The organism is Cohnella algarum, assembly GCF_016937515.1.
In the GTDB taxonomy this organism is placed as follows: Bacteria; Bacillota; Bacilli; order Paenibacillales; family Paenibacillaceae; genus Cohnella; species Cohnella algarum.
In genome coordinates, this window is record NZ_JAFHKM010000002.1 from 5,875,622 (window position 1) to 5,891,946 (window position 16,325).

General features: G+C 55.5%; 11 protein-coding genes. All 11 read right to left on the reverse strand.

Annotated features, from left to right (window positions below; translation table 11 throughout):
* Positions 1 to 49 precede the first annotated feature (49 nt).
* The 11 genes from JW799_RS26645 to JW799_RS26690 all read right to left on the reverse strand — a co-directional run bounded on the left by JW799_RS26645 (position 50) and on the right by JW799_RS26690 (position 16,273).
* Positions 50 to 2,350: an AraC family transcriptional regulator gene (locus JW799_RS26645; RefSeq protein WP_080837686.1), complete on the reverse strand. Its 2,301-nt coding sequence runs from the start codon at positions 2,348 to 2,350 to the stop codon at positions 50 to 52.
* Between the two features lie 559 nt (positions 2,351 to 2,909).
* The gene (locus JW799_RS26650) at positions 2,910 to 4,655 is read right to left on the reverse strand and encodes a DUF5605 domain-containing protein (protein WP_205432554.1); all 1,746 of its coding nucleotides are present in this window, start codon (positions 4,653 to 4,655) and stop codon (positions 2,910 to 2,912) included.
* 16 nt (positions 4,656 to 4,671) lie between these two features.
* Positions 4,672 to 5,943 (reverse strand): prolyl oligopeptidase family serine peptidase, encoded by a 1,272-nt coding sequence (locus tag JW799_RS26655; RefSeq protein ID WP_205432557.1) that lies wholly within the window; start codon positions 5,941 to 5,943, stop codon positions 4,672 to 4,674.
* Between the two features lie 26 nt (positions 5,944 to 5,969).
* Positions 5,970 to 6,869, reverse strand: coding sequence for a carbohydrate ABC transporter permease (locus tag JW799_RS26660; RefSeq protein ID WP_205433121.1), 900 nt, complete (start codon positions 6,867 to 6,869; stop codon positions 5,970 to 5,972).
* Between the two features lie 10 nt (positions 6,870 to 6,879).
* Entirely contained in the window at positions 6,880 to 7,812 is a 933-nt protein-coding gene (locus tag JW799_RS26665; RefSeq protein WP_205432559.1) for an ABC transporter permease, read from the reverse strand.
* 73 nt (positions 7,813 to 7,885) lie between these two features.
* A complete protein-coding gene (locus JW799_RS26670; protein WP_205432561.1) occupies positions 7,886 to 9,409 on the reverse strand; it encodes an ABC transporter substrate-binding protein in 1,524 nt (507 codons plus the stop codon).
* A gap of 98 nt (positions 9,410 to 9,507) precedes the next feature.
* Complete coding sequence (locus JW799_RS26675) at positions 9,508 to 11,106, reverse strand: response regulator transcription factor (RefSeq protein WP_205432564.1); 1,599 nt, start codon at positions 11,104 to 11,106, stop codon at positions 9,508 to 9,510.
* A complete protein-coding gene (locus tag JW799_RS29055) occupies positions 11,103 to 11,711 on the reverse strand; it encodes a sensor histidine kinase (protein ID WP_240353417.1) in 609 nt (202 codons plus the stop codon). The genes JW799_RS26675 and JW799_RS29055 overlap by 4 nt, the downstream gene beginning before the upstream one ends.
* On the reverse strand, positions 11,686 to 12,861 hold the full coding sequence (locus JW799_RS26680; RefSeq protein ID WP_240353418.1) for a sensor histidine kinase: 1,176 nt from the start codon (positions 12,859 to 12,861) through the stop codon (positions 11,686 to 11,688). Before JW799_RS26680 ends, JW799_RS29055 begins: the two co-directional genes overlap by 26 nt.
* Before the next feature lie 261 nt (positions 12,862 to 13,122).
* Positions 13,123 to 14,592, reverse strand: a complete 1,470-nt coding sequence (locus JW799_RS26685; protein ID WP_205432565.1) for a glycoside hydrolase family 32 protein — start codon at positions 14,590 to 14,592, stop codon at positions 13,123 to 13,125.
* Between the two features lie 73 nt (positions 14,593 to 14,665).
* Positions 14,666 to 16,273 carry an ABC transporter substrate-binding protein gene (locus JW799_RS26690; protein ID WP_205432567.1) on the reverse strand — a complete coding sequence of 536 codons (1,608 nt, stop codon included), beginning with the start codon at positions 16,271 to 16,273 and terminating at the stop codon, positions 14,666 to 14,668.
* Between the last annotated feature and the right edge of the window lie 52 nt (positions 16,274 to 16,325).

Here is a 16,325-nt window from a genome sequence, read left to right on the forward strand (position 1 = left end):
TCGCTTTGAGTATGTCAATTTCCCGGAATCCCATGCCGGACGCGTCCGCTTACATCGGACCGGGGCGCTTCATTTGCTCGACGACCGCATGCATGCGGTATTCGTTGGGCGTCACGCCGAACTCGTTTTTGAATGCCTTGTAAAAGCTCGCTTCGTTGTGGAAGCCGGACGAGGCCGCGATTTCCCGAACGCTCTTGTCCGTCGATTTCAGCAGATAACGAACCTTCTCCATGCGGAGATCGAAAATGTATCTCGATATCGATTTCTGCGCCGCTTCCTTGAACAGTTCGCTCAAATGGCCGACCGACAACCTGAACTCCGCCGCGATGGCTTTCGGGCTCAGCTCCTCGTCGGTCAGGTGAAGATGAATGTAGCCGATAACCGATTCGACGATGACCTGATGCTTGGTCGCAACCGATTGGGAGGATTGCCGGACGACCGTCTCGAACAGTTGATCGAAATGGCGCCGGATTTCCTCGAGCGTATCCGACTGCAAAATGACGCCGTGAAACCGGTCCATATCGAGTTCGATTTTTTCGAACCGGCTGCGGTTCATTTCGTGCAACGTTCTGCCGATGGCCAGAGAGAGCTGCAGCAGCGACAGAGAGAGGCGTTGATTGTCGCAGCAGCCCAGCGAAGCGATAAACTGGGCAAACGCCTCCTTCATCGCTTCGGCGTTTTGGGCTTTGATCGCTTCCGTCAGCTTGCGTTCCGCCGTTTCGGGATAGTCGGACTTGTCGTCCCGTTCCGGGATATCGCCGACTTCGATAAGGCAGCCGCTTCCCAGGGACATCTGATATTGCCGAAGCCGCTGGGTGTTTTTGAACAGTTCCGACAGCCTCGAGATATCGCCGGACGATTGGCCGATGATGGCCGAAATCGTCATCATTCGGCTAACCCGATTGACCAGAGACTGTATCATACGAATCTGCTCCCGCAAATGTTTCATCGCATCCCCCATGCCTTGAACGTCCGTGCCGAGCAAGTAAGCGTACTCGCCGTCGCCCAGATCCGTTTTCGCGCAGGCCGCCCAAGCGCCGAACACCTCGTCGGCGATGTTGAACAACGAGAGCTTTACCAGCTGCCTCTCGGAGTTGGGCATTCTCGCATACAGCCGGGTCTGGTCGAAGGTCAGCAGGACGAGTGCGTAGGATCTGCCCGCCTGGCATATGGCCTCCAGTTCGCGCAGCGCCTCCCCCATGACCGGCGGTTTCGCCGATACGGATTCCGTCAGCAGCGATTTCAGCACATTTTCCTTGATCAGCTCTCGGGTCGACGTTTTATAGACCTCATACTGCCGGATGCTCGAGTGAAACGCCTTTGCGATATAGTCGGTCTCGTCTTTGGCGTCGCTCATTTCTCCGGCAACCGACATGACCTTCTTCACCAGATTGGCGATCGGGGAATAAAAAACGCGCGAAAGCGCCACCGATACGGCAACGGCGGCGAGCATCGCCAATACCGCGTATATAATGGTCTGCCGCCTCGTGTCGAGAATGAAATGAAAAAGACTGTCGTACGGCGCATCGCTGACAAAAGTCCAATCCGTTCCCGGAATGGCATGCGAGGAGATGACCCTCTTCTGCCCGTCCTCGGTCGCGATCGTGCGGCTTTCCTTTCCGCCGGCCGTTTCCGGCTGCCTCGCGATCGGCCACTCGATCGACTCGAAGGGCCGATATCGTTCTCTCGCATCGACGATCACCCGTCCGCTGCCGTCGACGATCATATAATGGGTATCGTCGTCGATCCATTTGAGCAGCTCGCCGCGCAGCCAATCCATCTTCACGTTCAGGATCAGCGCGCCGTCTTCGAGCACGTTGCCGCCCCTTTTCTCGAACATGTAGTAGGTGAAAACGGGGATAAGCGTATCGTTCTCGTTCAGGATCCGGGGAACCGGCTTCAATACGGGCAACGATCCCCCGTCCTTCAGCATGTTCTGCAAATCCCGGTCTTCCTCGGCTCCGATATAATGGTATTGTTGAAGTCGGTGATTGTACAAAACGGCGGAGTGCAGCATCGGGTTGTTGACGATAATGTTGTGAAACGCATGGACGTACTTGATCCGGTCGAAATCGTTCAGTTCCTTGGCCTGCATCAGCAATATGTTGCCCGGCGTGAAATATTGCGTGATGGAGAGAGTTCTTACCGTCTCATTCATATACTCGATGTTGTATGTCAACTGAGCAAGCAGCTTTTGATTGAGTTCGTAGGCGTTGTCAAAGCCGATCTGCTCGAATTTGTCGTACAGTAATTTGGACAAAAGAGCGACCATCAGCAGCATCGCTATCGCCATGTACGCGATCATCTTCATGAACGATTTCGAAATGTTCAGGCGCATCAAGCGGATCATCGAACCGCCTCCCGCTGTTCGGAATGGCAAACCGTATTTGTGGATCGGAATTTAGAGAGAAGCAGCCTCAAAGAAAGCGGAAGCAGCGGAAAATCGTGCAAGGCGGAGTTGGCCGGAGTCGCGTACTCGTTTGAGTCTATAGTGGATTATAAGGGAAAGGAACGAATTTTAAAACCTGCCAAAAATATTGCGAATTCAAAGTTTTTGGTGTTTTTTGTCCGGTTCGTGCGGCGCGGATGGGATGGTTCGCCTGCAAATTAAAAATACAGGGGAATATGCCGACATATAACCTGTATGGAGATGTCATCCATGAATGAAACAAGGCGTTCTTGGGGGATATGGACCGCAAATTCCAGGATACATCCTTTGAAAACAAGGACTTCTTGACAAGAAATATCGAATATTTCGCGCTCATTCTTGAGAAACGGATCTAGCATTCTTTCCTTGAGGAGTTACCCGAATAATGCGGCATTGAACAGGCATTGCGAAATCCGCCGTTTCGCAACGCCTGTTTTAAAGTCCGCAGTCTCCCTGAGCCGAAGCGGGGAAGCGGTTGGTCTTAAACCCTCGTCATACGTATCGCCATATAGGGTCTTCCTGGCAGCTCAATGCGAAACGTTCCTTCATACGGCTCGGGCAGCCGATCGATCGTCATGTTCCACGTATCGATCACCTCCACCTTATAGCGGATGCCGGGTTTCATGCGAAATGACCGGTAGCTCGGCTGGTTGAACCCGTAGTAAAACAAATAGTGCTCATCCTGCACGCCCGCCGAGGGAGCGTCCCATTCCGACTTCAACGGATCGAGTCCTTGCGCCGGCCCCTCCTCCATGATTTTGCGCAAGAAGGCGATTCTGGCCGGGCTCGTCCCATGCAGCCTTCCGCCTTTGGACCACCACAGAATGTCGTCGGGATGGAGGTACGTCTCCCCGTGCCCGACATAGCCGCCTCGCACCGCCCCTTCCCAGAAGCGGCGAACCATCTCTTGCCCGGTGATGTTTCCCCAGCCGAGATCGATATTTCCTTCGTAGGCGCATTCGTCGACGACCACCGGCTTTCGCCACTGCTCCCGCCAGTCGTTCGCGTTCTCCGCCGTTCGGTAAACGTCGATCCGCTGCACGCTGCAGTGCGTGATCCATGGCCGGCTGTAATCGTAGAACTTGAAGCAGTTATGGATCGAGATCAGATGTCCGTACGGATCGTTCTCCGTTACGATCCGGGCGAACCGCTCCCAGTCCGCTTCTTCCTTCGACCACATCAAGTCGTATTCGTTCGCGAGCGACCACCATATGTTGCGGAATGCCGCCAACCGGGCGGTCGCATATCGCAGGTATAGATCGTCGGCCCAAGGCTTCATTTCCGAGAACCCCCACCGATCGTACGGGTGGAACAAGATCAGGTCCGCTTCGATGCCCAGCCTGCCCAAATCGGCAATCCGGTTCTCCAAATGCCGGAAAAACTCCGGCCGGAAGCGGGCGAAGTCCCAGCCTTCTTCCGGGGATCCTTCGAAGGGATAAAGCTCGGGCTCATCCTCGTTGTATTGGTAGAACTTCGGGAACGCGCACATGCGCAATTTATTGAAGGGAGAATCGGCCAGCGTCCGCAGCGTCTGCTCTTCCAGCTCTCTTCCCTGATGGGTCCAGGCATAACAGGTCGTGCCTACCGGGATGTAAGAATCGCCGTTCGCGTACGCAAAATGAAACGTATTCCGCACCCGCACCGGCCCGCGGTTGCCCGCGGCTGCCGGAACGCACGTCCACTGTCCGCCGATCCGGTCCAGCGACCGCGCATTGCTCCGCGTCACGAAGCTCCATTTCCCTTCGGCGTCCGGCATGAAGCGAAGGCGGTACACCCCGTCCCCGTCGTAAAAACCGGGAACCCGCACGACCCGGCCGTCCTCGCCGCAAGCAAACTCGGCGCTCAGCTCGACATCGACGAACGGGTTGCCGTGCCTTGGCCCGCGAAGCTCCGCCTCGAAGACGCCCCACTTCTCCGTTTCCTGCGGATAAACGACTTTTGCCGATGCGATCGGCGTTGCCGGGCTCTCATAATCCTTCGCCGCGGCGGGAACCGAATCTTCCGTCGGGGCGGGCGCAAGGCTCGCAAGCTCCGCCAGAATGGCTTCCAACAGCCCCGGAGGCCACGCAAATGTCTGATCGGATTCCGCGAGCATCGGCAGCGTTCTCATTTTCATAAACGACAAATAGGGATTCCCCTCCAGGTAGGGAAGGTGCTTCAGCAGCACCTTGCGCCCCGAAGGGTCGGCCCAAATATGGCCGATCTTCGTCTGCTCGTCAAATCTCATGCGGGTTCTCCTCCCTCTACCGCTTCCTCTGCAAAGCGAGCCACGCCATCAGCGTTACTTCCTTGCCGTCCGCCGAGACCGGCTTCCCGTCGTAATCCAGGCGGCAATCGTCGTTCAAGGCGTAGATCCAGGAAAAATGACCGTTGTAAATATACGGCTTCTTCTTGTCCTCCGTAAACAGGCCATGGAGATCCGCCACTCGATCGAATAAAGAAAAATGCACATTTGGGGCTCCGGCCTTTAGCAGGCGCTTATAGGTCGGCACCGCCGTTTCTTCCGGATGGACGACCTCGTCGTCCCTGGAATGGACGAACCAGATCGGCACATGCTTGATCGCTTCGATTTCCGCATCGCTGACGGCATCGTCGTACAACGCCTCGCATACCGGATAAGCGGCGGCGAAAAAGTCCGGATAATCCAGCAGCATCCGCATGGTCATGAATCCGCCGTTGGAGCAGCCGCCGATATAGATCCGGTTCGTATCGATCGCCGCATCGTTGCGGGCGATGAACTCGTCGATCAGCGCCTTCAATGCCTTTCCGTACTTGGATTTCCCCGACCTGCCGTACTGTCCGCTGCCGTCGTTCATCCAGAAGGTCGCGGTCTGCGGCACCAAGACGAACGCTCCGCCGAACTTGGCCTGGATTTCGTCGCCGGCCAGGTTCGCCGCCTTGTTGCCCGCATAAGCGACCGTCGGATCCTGTCCGCCCTCTCCGAAGCCGTGCAGCCAAATGATGAGCGGCCGTCTGCCGCCCCCGGCCTGCGGCACGAAGTAGCCATACTTCAACGGCTCGTCTTCATAAGAGGAAATGCCGTGCAGAAACTTTTCCGCTTGCTTCATCGTATCTCCCGCATGCCGGTCGAATATGAGACCGGTCAGCTTCCCTCCTTCAGCCGGAATCTCCGCAATCTGGGTAATCCGGCAATCGCAAAGGAAGAACTCGTTCTTTCCGTCCGGTGCGGCAAGCGGGGAGTTGATGCCGAACGGTTTATTTTTCAATACGAGCGTAACGAACTCTCCTTCTTCCCTTCTTTCGCCATCCAGGCAGGAAGGATACGCGTCCTTTATCTCGCAGTACCCCTTGCTCGGCTCCTTCGCCTCCCTCTCCGACCAGCTCTTCGGAAGCATCAGAAGCTTTCCTTGCTTGTCTTTTCGCTCCACATGGACGTTGAAGCATTCCGGCCTCACCGCTTCCGCCTTCACGCTTGCCGCCATCGGCAGCACGATTTTCGTTATATACGGGCCAAGATCCGTAATCTCCGTAATCGTAAAATAGCGATTTCCCATCGGAATCCCCCTCTAAGTTCGACCGATTAACCCTTGACGGCCCCGATCGTGATTCCCTTCACGAAATATTTTTGAAAAAACGGATACGCAAGCAAAATCGGAATGACGCCGACCACGACGATCGCCATCCGGAACGAGGCCGACGGCAGGGTCATCATCGACTCGGAAGCCCGGGCGCTCATGGCCGCATTGGTCGAGAGGAACTGGATGTCCGACATGATCCTATTCAGGATGTTTTGCAGGCTGAACAGCTTCGGGTCCGTAATGTAAATCAAACCGTTAAACCAGTCGTTCCAGTAGGCGATGGCCTGAAAAAGCCCGATCGTCGCCATGATCGGCGTCGACAACGGCAGCACGATGCTGTAAAAAATCCGGATTTCTCCCGCTCCGTCCATTTTGGCCGACTCCAGCACGGCCGGCGGAATCGTCGTCATGAAGAACGTTCGCATCAGCAGCACGTTGAAGCCGTTCATCAGCAAGGCCGGAATCAGCAGCGCTGCCAGCGAATTTTTCATATCGAACACTTGCGTGAAGACGAAATAGGTCGGAACAAGCCCCCCGTTGAACAGCATCGTAAAGAACACGTAGAAGGCGAGCGGATTGCGGTAAGGCAGGTCTCGCCTCGAAATGGGGTAAGCCAGCATGGACGTGATGGCCAGGCTCAGCGTCGTCCCGACGACGGTAACGAAGACCGTGATTCCGTAAGCCCGCAGAATGTCCGTGGACTCGTTCCATAAATAACGATAGGCTTCCAGACTGAATTTCTCCGGGAAGAACGAATAGCCGTTCTTGATGATCGTGCTCTCGTCCGTAACGGATGAGGTAAGCAGAAGCAGGAAGGGAAGCACGCACGCCGCCGCATAAACCAGCAAAATCGAATGTCCCGCCCATTGCCATGCCCTGCTCTCGATGTTTCGGTTCACCAGATCTCCCTCCTCAGAAGAGCGCGTTTTCCCGATTGATTTTGCGTACGACGTAATTGGAGAGCAGAACGAGCACGAACCCCACAAGCGACTGGTACATCCCTGCCGCCGAAGACATGCCGATATCTCCCAGCTGCATCAATCCGCGGTACACATAGGTATCGATGACGTTCGTCACGTTAAAGAGCGAACCGGAATCCATCGGAACCTGGTAAAACAAACCGAAGTCCGAATAGAAAATGCGGCCGATCGCCAGCAGCGTCATCATGATGATGACCGGCGTGATCAGCGGCAGCGTGATGGACCGTATTTGCTGCCATTTGGACGCGCCGTCCAACGTTGCCGCTTCGTAGTACTCCTGATCGATGCCGATGATGGCCGCCAGATAAACGACGCATAGAAAGCCGGCCCCTTTCCACGTGTGAACGAGGGTCAGAATATTGGGCCAGTACTTGGGCTCGTTATACCAGGCGATTTCCTCCATTCCGAGGGCGGGAAGGATGGTCTTGTTGAGGAAGCCGGTGTCCATGCTCAGCAGCGCGTAACCCAAATAGCTGACGATGACCATCGAAATCAGATAGGGCAGGAGAACGACGCTTTGATAAAACCGGGCCAACAGCTTGTTTCGGATCTCGTTAAGAAGAATGGCGACGCCGACGGCAACGATAAGGTTTAAAACGATAAACACGGCGTTATAGAGAAGAGTATTGCGCGTGATCAGGATGGCGTCGCTTGATTTGAACAAATATTCGAAATTTTTAAACCCGACCCAATCGCTGCCGAGTATCCCCTTGCTGAAATTTACGTCCTTGAAGGCGATCACCAGACCGAACATGGGCAGGTAATTGTTGATCAACAAGTAAAGCAGCCCCGGCAACGTCAGGAGATACAACGGCGCATAGGTTTTCATCGTGAGCCAACGCTTCGGCGCTGTCGGTTTTTGCATTCGAATCCCTTCCTCGCATCGCTTTGTCGTCACGACCCGATCGGACGAGCCGACCGGGCCGCAGGGAAGCGCATCAGTTGTTCTTCTTCCATTCGTCCAATTGCTTCTGTTTCTCGGCAATGATCTTGTCGATGCCGGACGATTTGAGCTTGGCGATGAATTCGGGGAGCATTTTGTCCGGATCCACGCTGCCCGTTTCGATCGGAAGCTTATACTGGTTGATGACGTTCGTCACCGCCGCGTATTCCGTCTTGACGGGAGCGGCGTCGAAGGAGAAGCCCAGCGCCGGGGATTTGACGGAGTTCGCATTATACTCCTCCATCTTCTGCCAAAGCTCGGGATCCTCGCCTTCCATAATGTAGGAGAGCATCTGGTTGCCGAACATCCATCCAAGGTTCAGGTTGTACGCGACGTTCGTCGCGTCGACGCCTTCCGGGTAGCCGATGATCGGATCCGATTTTTTCACGTAGTCTCTCCCTTCGATCCCCCAGTCGAACAGATTGACGATATCCCTGTCGGTATACATGAGATTCAGGAACTGCATCGATTTTTCGGGGTTTTTCGCGTTATGAGGGATTCCCCAGTTCACCCCGGCAACGGTGGACGTCGTCGCATATGCGGGGGTCAGCGAGATGACGGCCGCCTCTTCCCCGTACTCGATCGAGGCCTGTCTTTCGTACCCCGGCTTAAGGTTCGACAGCCGGGCTACGCCTTTGCCCGCCTTGATCAGCTCATTGCCGTTATCCTTGTTCGTCGCGGAATCCTTCATAACGTATCCGGCTTGATACCATTCGCGTATTTTCTTGACGAACTCCGCATATTCGGGCGTTTCGTACAGGTTGGTTACCGTCAGGCCGCCGTTGAAGTCGGGCAGAACGCCGATCGAGTCGCCAAGCGGATCGAACCATCGGAAGCTGTCCACGAAGGAGATGCCGGCGGACTGCGGCACCAGCACGGCGGGCAGATTCGGTTCGCCATCCTTGATCGTTTCGAACAAGCCGTCCAAATCTTCCAACGTTCGGATGGAATTCGGATCGATGCCGTATTTGTCCGTGTACCGTTTCAAAATGGACAAGCCGTAGTCGACGGCCATTTCTCTCTTGGAGGGGACGGCATACGTTTTGCCGTCGACCTGAGTCGCTTTCAGAAATTGAGGGTCGAACGCCTCCCGGATGCCTTGGCCGTGATCGTTCAGCAAGCTGTCCAGTTCAAGCAGCTGTCCTTTGGAAACCAGTCCGGTAAAAGCGGTGCCGCTCACGTACAGGAGATCCAGCTTTTCCCCGCTGGTCAGCATCAGGTTGGATTGCTGCGTCCAGGCGCCGATGCTGATCGGGGTCAGCTTGACGGTGACGTTGATTTTTTCCTTGGCAAGATCGCTGATCGCCTTCTCCACTTCCGAAATACCCGACGGAACGGCTCCGAAGATCGGAAAAGCAACATTCAGCTCGTAAGGCGCTTCCGTTTCCCCGCTCCCCGTTGCGGCCGCCGACGATTCCCCGCCCGGGGCCGCCGAACCGTTCGAGCCCGATCCGCAAGCGGAAAGCGCTATCAAAACCATGACCAACAGCAAGCCGAATCCCATTTTTGTCGCCTTCATCGTATTCCCCCATCGATCAGATTGATTTTGTAGTTCTACATCGATTGTACGATCCGCAGGGAAAGACCCGCTAACCCGAACTCGACCTTTCGCTTGCCTCAATTCGACCTGCAGGTTTTATTCCTGGACCGGTATTCGCTCGGGTTCAGGTCGGTCTTTTTCTTGAATAAACGGGTGAAGGCCGACAGACTGGAATATCCGACCTGCATCGCGATTTCCGTTACCGGCAACTCGGTTTTGACCAGCAATTCCTCCGAAACGCGGAGCCGCTCGTTCCACAAGTATTCCTTCATCGACATCCCCGTTTCTTTTTTGAACAGCCGGTCCATATAATCGGGATTCAGGAAAAATTGCGAGGCCAGCATTTCCCTGTTCAATTCCCGGTCGAGATGGCTTTCGATATACTTGCGCGCTTTATCCACGACGGAGCCGGACTGTTCCGTCTCTTGCGCCTGATCGAAGGCTTTCCCCGCGGCATGTCTGACCCACTCGAGCATATCCGGGATGGAACAAACGGCTTGGCGGGACAATTCGGCGGAAGTGCTGTCCTGAAAGAGCTGCCGCGCCTCGATATTTTTGTTCTGCAGATAGACATACAGCATTTGCAGAAAATTCTGGTGAAAATGACTGAGCGAGCGCGCATTGAAGCCGGAATGATTGACCAGCGATTTCAAATAGGTTTCCGCTTCCGCGATCAACTGCCTCTTCGAACCTTTGGTCAGCATGACATACCAGATTTTCATGTCGGGCATCGCGACGCTGTCTTCCTCCGCCGGTCCGGCATTCTGCAGAAAAACATGATTGCTGCAGGCGACATTGTCGTTTTGCAGTGCGAGAAGCTGCTCCGTCCGCTCGGCGAGCTCGTGAACGGGCGAGGCATGACCGACATAACACGAGATATCGCAGTAAAAATAAGGACGGCAGGATAGAATATACGATTCGAATAAAGCCCGAAGCCGTTCCGGACGAAAGTCGGCGTCCGGCGTCGCTTCGACGACGGCCAGCAATTTGCGAGGCTCGAACGCTACCACTTTCACTTTCGCGCCCGACTCCCGAATCGTCTCTTCGGCTGCGTTTTTTAAGGCGTACTCCAAAATTTTCTCGTCGCGCGGCTGAAGTTTTTTGTACCAGCGTTGAACGTGGATCAGCACCGGCAGAACTTGCGAATCGGCCTCGACCGGAATCTTTCGTTCCCGTACCGCTTGCCGCACGGCCGCCAGGCTCGGCGGAATGACGAGATGGATCAAATCGAGCCAGAAACGATCGATAAACAGCGGATGGTGCTGCACCCAGGATTGACTTTGCTCTGCCAATTCGTTCTGCTTGCGGATTTTTTCGATCAACTTCTGAACGACGGACTCCAATTTCTCCGGCGGGACGGGTTTCAGAATATAATCCGAACTCCCCAATTCGATGGCTTGTCGCGCGAAGGCGAAATCGGCATGGCAAGTCAGGAACACGGACTCCGTATTAGGGGAATGGTCTTTGACCCACGCCAGCAGATCCAATCCGCTTTCCTCCGGCATCTCGATATCGCACAGCATAATGTCCACTTTTCCGTCTTTGAAGATCTCCCTGGCCTGTCTTGCGTTATGCGCGGTCAACACGTCGGTCACTCCGATCCGTTCCCAATTCACGGACAGCTTCAGGCCATTCACGATGAACGGTTCGTCGTCCACGATCAACACTCGGGTCATCGGTCATCCTTCCTTTCGATTTCGGACTCCGGCTGCAGCGGCAGCGATATTCGGACGACGGCCCCTTGGGGGACCGCGTTGGAAAATTCAAGCCGGGCTTTGCTGCCATATAACAGGCGCATGCGATGCCAAACGTTCCAGATTCCGATATGCTCGCCCTGCTCGTCGACGATTCGGTTGCCCTGCCGAAGTTCGCGAAGAACAGGTTCCTTGAACCCTTTGCCGTTATCCCGAATCAGGACATGAAGATAAGACTCCGGCGCCGCATGTTCCGCGCGGATCTCGATCGCAATTTGGAGCGCATGATCGAGCGATACGGCATGCTTGATGGCATTCTCGATAAACGTTTGAATCATGAGCGGCGGAACGTGGGCTTTATCGAGATCGTCCGGCAAGCGAATGTCGCATTTCAATTCCTGCTGATAACGAAGCTCGTGAATCCGGACATAATTGAGGACATGCTCAAGCTCCTCCCGCAAAGGAACGAAAGTAAGATTGCTGCGAAACATGTAGCGGAAATATTGAACTAAGAGCAGGCTCATCTCCTTGATGTTCTCGTAGTTCTTCGTCAACGCCAAATTATAAATAATCGATAACGTATTCATGAAAAAAATGGGGATTGATCTGCAGCTGCAAATGCTGGAGCTCGGCTTTCTGTTTGTTCAGCTGCTCTTCGTAAACGCTGATCTTCAGTTCCTCGATTTGGGCCATCATCCGGTTAAAGGTGTTATTCATCATGATAAACTCATCCGAGGCGGGAAAGGACTCGACCCTGAATTTGAAATTCCCTTCCCCGATTCGCTTCATGACCGCCTCGATTCGTTTCAGCGGAATGAGCAGCGCCTTCCTCAGAAACAAAAGAAAACCGGGAAGAAGAACGATCCCTATCGCCGAAATAATAAAGACCAGCCTGTTCAAATAAGGCAAATTTTGCAGGATGACCGAACTTGGAATCAGGGCGACCAGACTGAAATCGCCGCTGCGCGAGCGTTCCCCCGCGACGAGATATTGCCTGCCGTCGCCGTTAAGGGAGTAGCCGTTCCCATCCTGCCGAAAAGACAGGCTCTGCCGCGAATTGACGCTGTTCGTGCCGATCATGACGTCGCCGCCTTCGCTCAGCAGCAAGGCGCCGCCGCTCGCGCCGAAATCGATTAATGAGAGCGGTTGCAACAAGGTGTTCGCCTTTACCCACGCCCCCACCAGGATGTCTCCCACCAGCATCATGCGCATGAGATAATACTGCCCGTTGATATTCACCGTAAACCAATGCAAATTGCGGGCGGCGTCCCAAGCAGGGGAGGATTGCGCGCCTTCGCGAATAAAATGTCGGACCGTTTCTTTCTCGCTTATTTCGATCCGCCCGTCCACCACGTCCATCAAATCGTCGTCGGAAATCGAATAGACGAAAAAAGCGTCGGTCTTGTAAATCAGGAGATGGTTGGAAAGCTTCTGGGACAATCTCGTTTTGGACATGATGTAATCGTCGGAATTCTGGGGCAAATCGAGAATTTGCACGTCCTGATCGGAGGAAACCAGGGAATTCAAGTACAGGTTGACGTCTTCCAACCCGTTGTCGATTTCCCGCATGTAAAGGGACATCATGTTTTTATTGGAATTGGCGACTTGGTCCCGAACGACATGGATCGCATAGTAGTTATTGTAGAACAGCAATCCGATAAGCGGTACCGTCGCCAACAAGCCGCTTACGACCAATTTGACGCGAATCGAGTTCCAGCGAATGTTCAGTCTGCGCATGCAAAGAGCCTCCCTGAAGTCTAAACCCCGCGTTGCGGCCATATTCTCTTATTCTATTAAAAGAATAAGACGGATTTTAGAATTTCGCTATGAATATTTCGACCTTTTCCGATGTAAAAATCGACCACCCCGGGACGCTTCAAGGAATATCGAGGACAGAAAAACGGCAGCCCCGAAGTCCGTCGACTTCGAGACTGCCCCTGCTGCTTGATTCAAAGCGAAGGACGCTTTGCAGATCATTTGACCATGCCGAATCCGTTCTTACTCGGGAAGCTGCGGCGCCATTTCGAACACGGACAGCGAGATCAGCCGGAAATCCTCATCGTCGGCCTCCAGCGAGAGCCCGTTCGATTCCGAATCGGGAAAAATCAGGTCGGTGACGACCGCCTGCCCTTCGCAAGCGAATACTTCGACGGAAGCCCGATCGACGAAAATCCTTAGATCGATCCGGCCGCCCCGCGGGCGAAGCGCCGCCGTGTGCACGCCCCGGAACTGCTCGTGGAACTCATGCTTTCCGGATTGCGTTCGATCGACATACACTTCTTCGCGATCCGCGTCGACGCCGACGACCGTCTCCTGGTCTCCCCCCATCCTTACCTTGAAGGCAAAGGAGCGGCCGGCTTCGGCTTCGGCGACCAGCTCGTAGCTGTCCAGCCGCAGCGCTTGCAGCGCGGCTTCGGCCTCCCGCCGCGTCGCGCCCGCGAGAGTCAGCACCGGAACGCGGGCGCGTTCCAGTTCCCGGACGGGTCTTTGCGCCAGGATGACGACGCCGTCCCTGTCTTCGAGCGCAAGCTCCCTCGGCACCGTCATCGCTCCGCGGAACATGTCCGCCGGCGTTAAATTCGCGTACTTCCAGTTGCTCATCCAGCCGATCGTCAGACGCCGCCCGTCCTCCGGAGGAATGTCGGACCAGCTGACGCCGGCGTAATGGTCCCGGCCGCCGTCCAGCCAGCGCACCTCCTTGGAGTCCGCGTCCGGCACGAACGAGATCCCGTCGAAATCTCCGGTAAAATACTGCATTCTCGATCCTTCCGGGAAAGCCGGATCGTCGCCGACGCTGACGAGCATCACCCATCGGGTTCGGGCGGGATCCCCGTCTACCGCGAGCGGGAACAGATCGGGGCACTCCCATACCCCGCCGTGAAATCCCAGGCCGTCGCCGAATTCGCTTCCGAACGTCCACGCCTTCAAATCGGGGGAATGATACAGGCAAACCGTCTGCCCGCAAGCCAAAATCATGACCCAGCGCCGGGTCTCCTCATGCCAGAACACCTTGGGATCGCGGAAATCGGCATAAACGTCGTGCGCGAGCACCGGATTGCCTTCGTATTTCGTCCAGGTGCGGCCTTTGTCCGCGCTGAAGGCCAGGCATTGCGTCTGAACCGGGGGGGTCCCTTCGGCTTCGCAATGCCGGGTATAGATCGCGACAAGCCCGGGCTCCTCCCCGAAAAAACCGGTCGTATTCCGCCAATCGACCACCGCGCTTCCCGAGAAGATCGTCCCGTTCTCGTCGGGTGCGAGCGCGATGCCGAACTCTTCCCAGTGAACGAGGTCCTTGCTTGCGGCGTGGCCCCAATGCATCGGTCCCCACGTCATTCCGCCGGGGTGGTGCTGATAAAACAGATGATATTCCCCGGCAAAATACACCAGTCCGTTCGGATCGTTCATCCATTTTTCCTTCGGCGAATAATGGTACCTTCCTCTATAGTTTTGCTTGGCGACGGTCGACATCCGGCGTCTCTCCTTTGCTCCCTCGGTCGGGTCTCGTATTTGTCTTGATTCGTCATTACCGCCGGGGCCGCGGTCATGGATTCGCGGCTCTGTCGTAGCCGGTTTGCTTGATTTCGAGCCATTCCTTCAGCCCCAGCCGGTCAAGCTCCTTCAGATAGCCGTCCCACTGCTCGTCGATCTTCCCGTTCTGATACCATTCGGTCCGCATTCTCAGGACGTAGGCGAACAGATCCGTTTCGATCGTCGTCAGACGCTCCAGCTCTTCGATCGAATGAAAGACGTTCGGCATGGAAAAGTCCGATTGCATATGGGGCGCCATCACTTCCTTGACGATCCGCATGCGCTCCTTGGCGTCGTCCGGCAAGGTGGTGTACTTGCCATAGTAGCTGTCCAGAATCGCGAGCGGACCGCCGACGCTCGTCTTGTCCCGCAGTTCCACCGGAGCGGTCCCGTTCAGCGGCAGATGCTTCAGCATGTTTTTCTCCGCGTCGTATTCGAAAATATTCTGCTGCGTTTCGTCGCCATACGTTCCCCAGTTGTTCTGGACGGATTGGATCGGGTCGTACATTTGGTCGACCCACTTGGCCGTCGTCTCCAGGTTCTTGTTGGCGCTCGTGATGACCATCCGGCCGCGGTGAAAGCCGAGCGCGTTCGTTTGGGCCACGTTGACGCGCCCGTCCGGTCCGGCAAGCGGAGACATCACGGCGTAGCTGTCGTTGTCGCCCGTAATGTTCGCCTTGTCCCACGAGAAGTACACGCCGTACTTTTGGTCTTTTCCTTTGGCGACATACGTGTTCCAGTCTTGCGTAATCGCTTCAACGTCGATCAAGCCTTCCTTGTACAGCTCGCCGATATAGCCGACGGCGTTCCTGTACCCTTCTTCGGCGGGCGCAAAGACGACCTTGCCTTCGTTCGTGACGACCGCGTGATCCGGATTTTCCCCGAGGCCGAACGAGCCGAAGAGAAAGACCAGATCCTCGGCGCCCGGCTTATTGATAAAGGACAGCGGAATTTCGTCCGCATGCCCGTTCCCGTTCGGATCCCGGGTCTTGAACGCGATCAGCACATCCTTCAGTTCCTCCGTCGTCTTCGGCATTTCAAGCCCGAGCTTGTCGAGCCATTCGACATTGATCCACGGGACGGCGTCGACCGCCTGAATCCGCTCCTTGCCGCTGCCGAGCTCTTCGATCCAAGGAAAGGCGTAGATGTTCCCGTCCGGCGCGGTAATCATCGACTTGTACTCCGGGGCTTCTTCCAACACCTTCTTGAAGTTGGGCATATGCCGGTCGATCAGGTCGTTCAGCGGAATGATCGCCCCGTCTTTGGCCAGCTTGAGCAGCTCATAGTCGCCGTACCCGGCATCGAAAATCGCGTCGGGAAAATCGCCGCTCGCCATGGCGAGATTCCGCTTTTCCACGAACGCGTCTTTCGTATAGTTGATCCAGTCGATGCGGACGTTCATTTTCTCCTCCAGCCGCTTGTTGATCAGCTTTTCGTTTGGATCCGCCGGCGCGAGCGGCGAGCTTTGGGTCATGAACGCCAGCGTGACTTTGCCGCTTGGGTCCTGGCTGGGCGAACTGCCGCTCTCCTTGCCGCTGCAGGCCGACAGCAGGAGCGCGGAAGCGATGACGGCCGCGGACGCGGATTTGAGGGCGAATCTCGTTTTTCGGTTATTTTCCATGCGGATGGACCTCCCGATCGGTTGTTTTTTTCATAAGCATCTATGTGCGCAG

Excerpts from the sequence above, each read along its gene's own strand:
- JW799_RS26645 (WP_080837686.1), bottom strand. The coding sequence starts at position 2,350 with ATGATCCGCTTGATGCGCCTGAACATTTCGAAATCGTTCATGAAGATG.
- JW799_RS26650 (WP_205432554.1), bottom strand. The coding sequence starts at position 4,655 with ATGAGATTTGACGAGCAGACGAAGATCGGCCATATTTGGGCCGACCCT.
- JW799_RS26655 (WP_205432557.1), bottom strand. The coding sequence starts at position 5,943 with ATGGGAAATCGCTATTTTACGATTACGGAGATTACGGATCTTGGCCCG.
- JW799_RS26665 (WP_205432559.1), bottom strand. The coding sequence starts at position 7,812 with ATGCAAAAACCGACAGCGCCGAAGCGTTGGCTCACGATGAAAACCTAT.
- JW799_RS26670 (WP_205432561.1), bottom strand. The coding sequence starts at position 9,409 with ATGAAGGCGACAAAAATGGGATTCGGCTTGCTGTTGGTCATGGTTTTG.
- JW799_RS26675 (WP_205432564.1), bottom strand. The coding sequence starts at position 11,106 with ATGACCCGAGTGTTGATCGTGGACGACGAACCGTTCATCGTGAATGGC.
- JW799_RS29055 (WP_240353417.1), bottom strand. The coding sequence starts at position 11,711 with ATGAATACGTTATCGATTATTTATAATTTGGCGTTGACGAAGAACTAC.
- JW799_RS26680 (WP_240353418.1), bottom strand. The coding sequence starts at position 12,861 with ATGCGCAGACTGAACATTCGCTGGAACTCGATTCGCGTCAAATTGGTC.
- JW799_RS26685 (WP_205432565.1), bottom strand. The coding sequence starts at position 14,592 with ATGTCGACCGTCGCCAAGCAAAACTATAGAGGAAGGTACCATTATTCG.
- JW799_RS26690 (WP_205432567.1), bottom strand. The coding sequence starts at position 16,273 with ATGGAAAATAACCGAAAAACGAGATTCGCCCTCAAATCCGCGTCCGCG.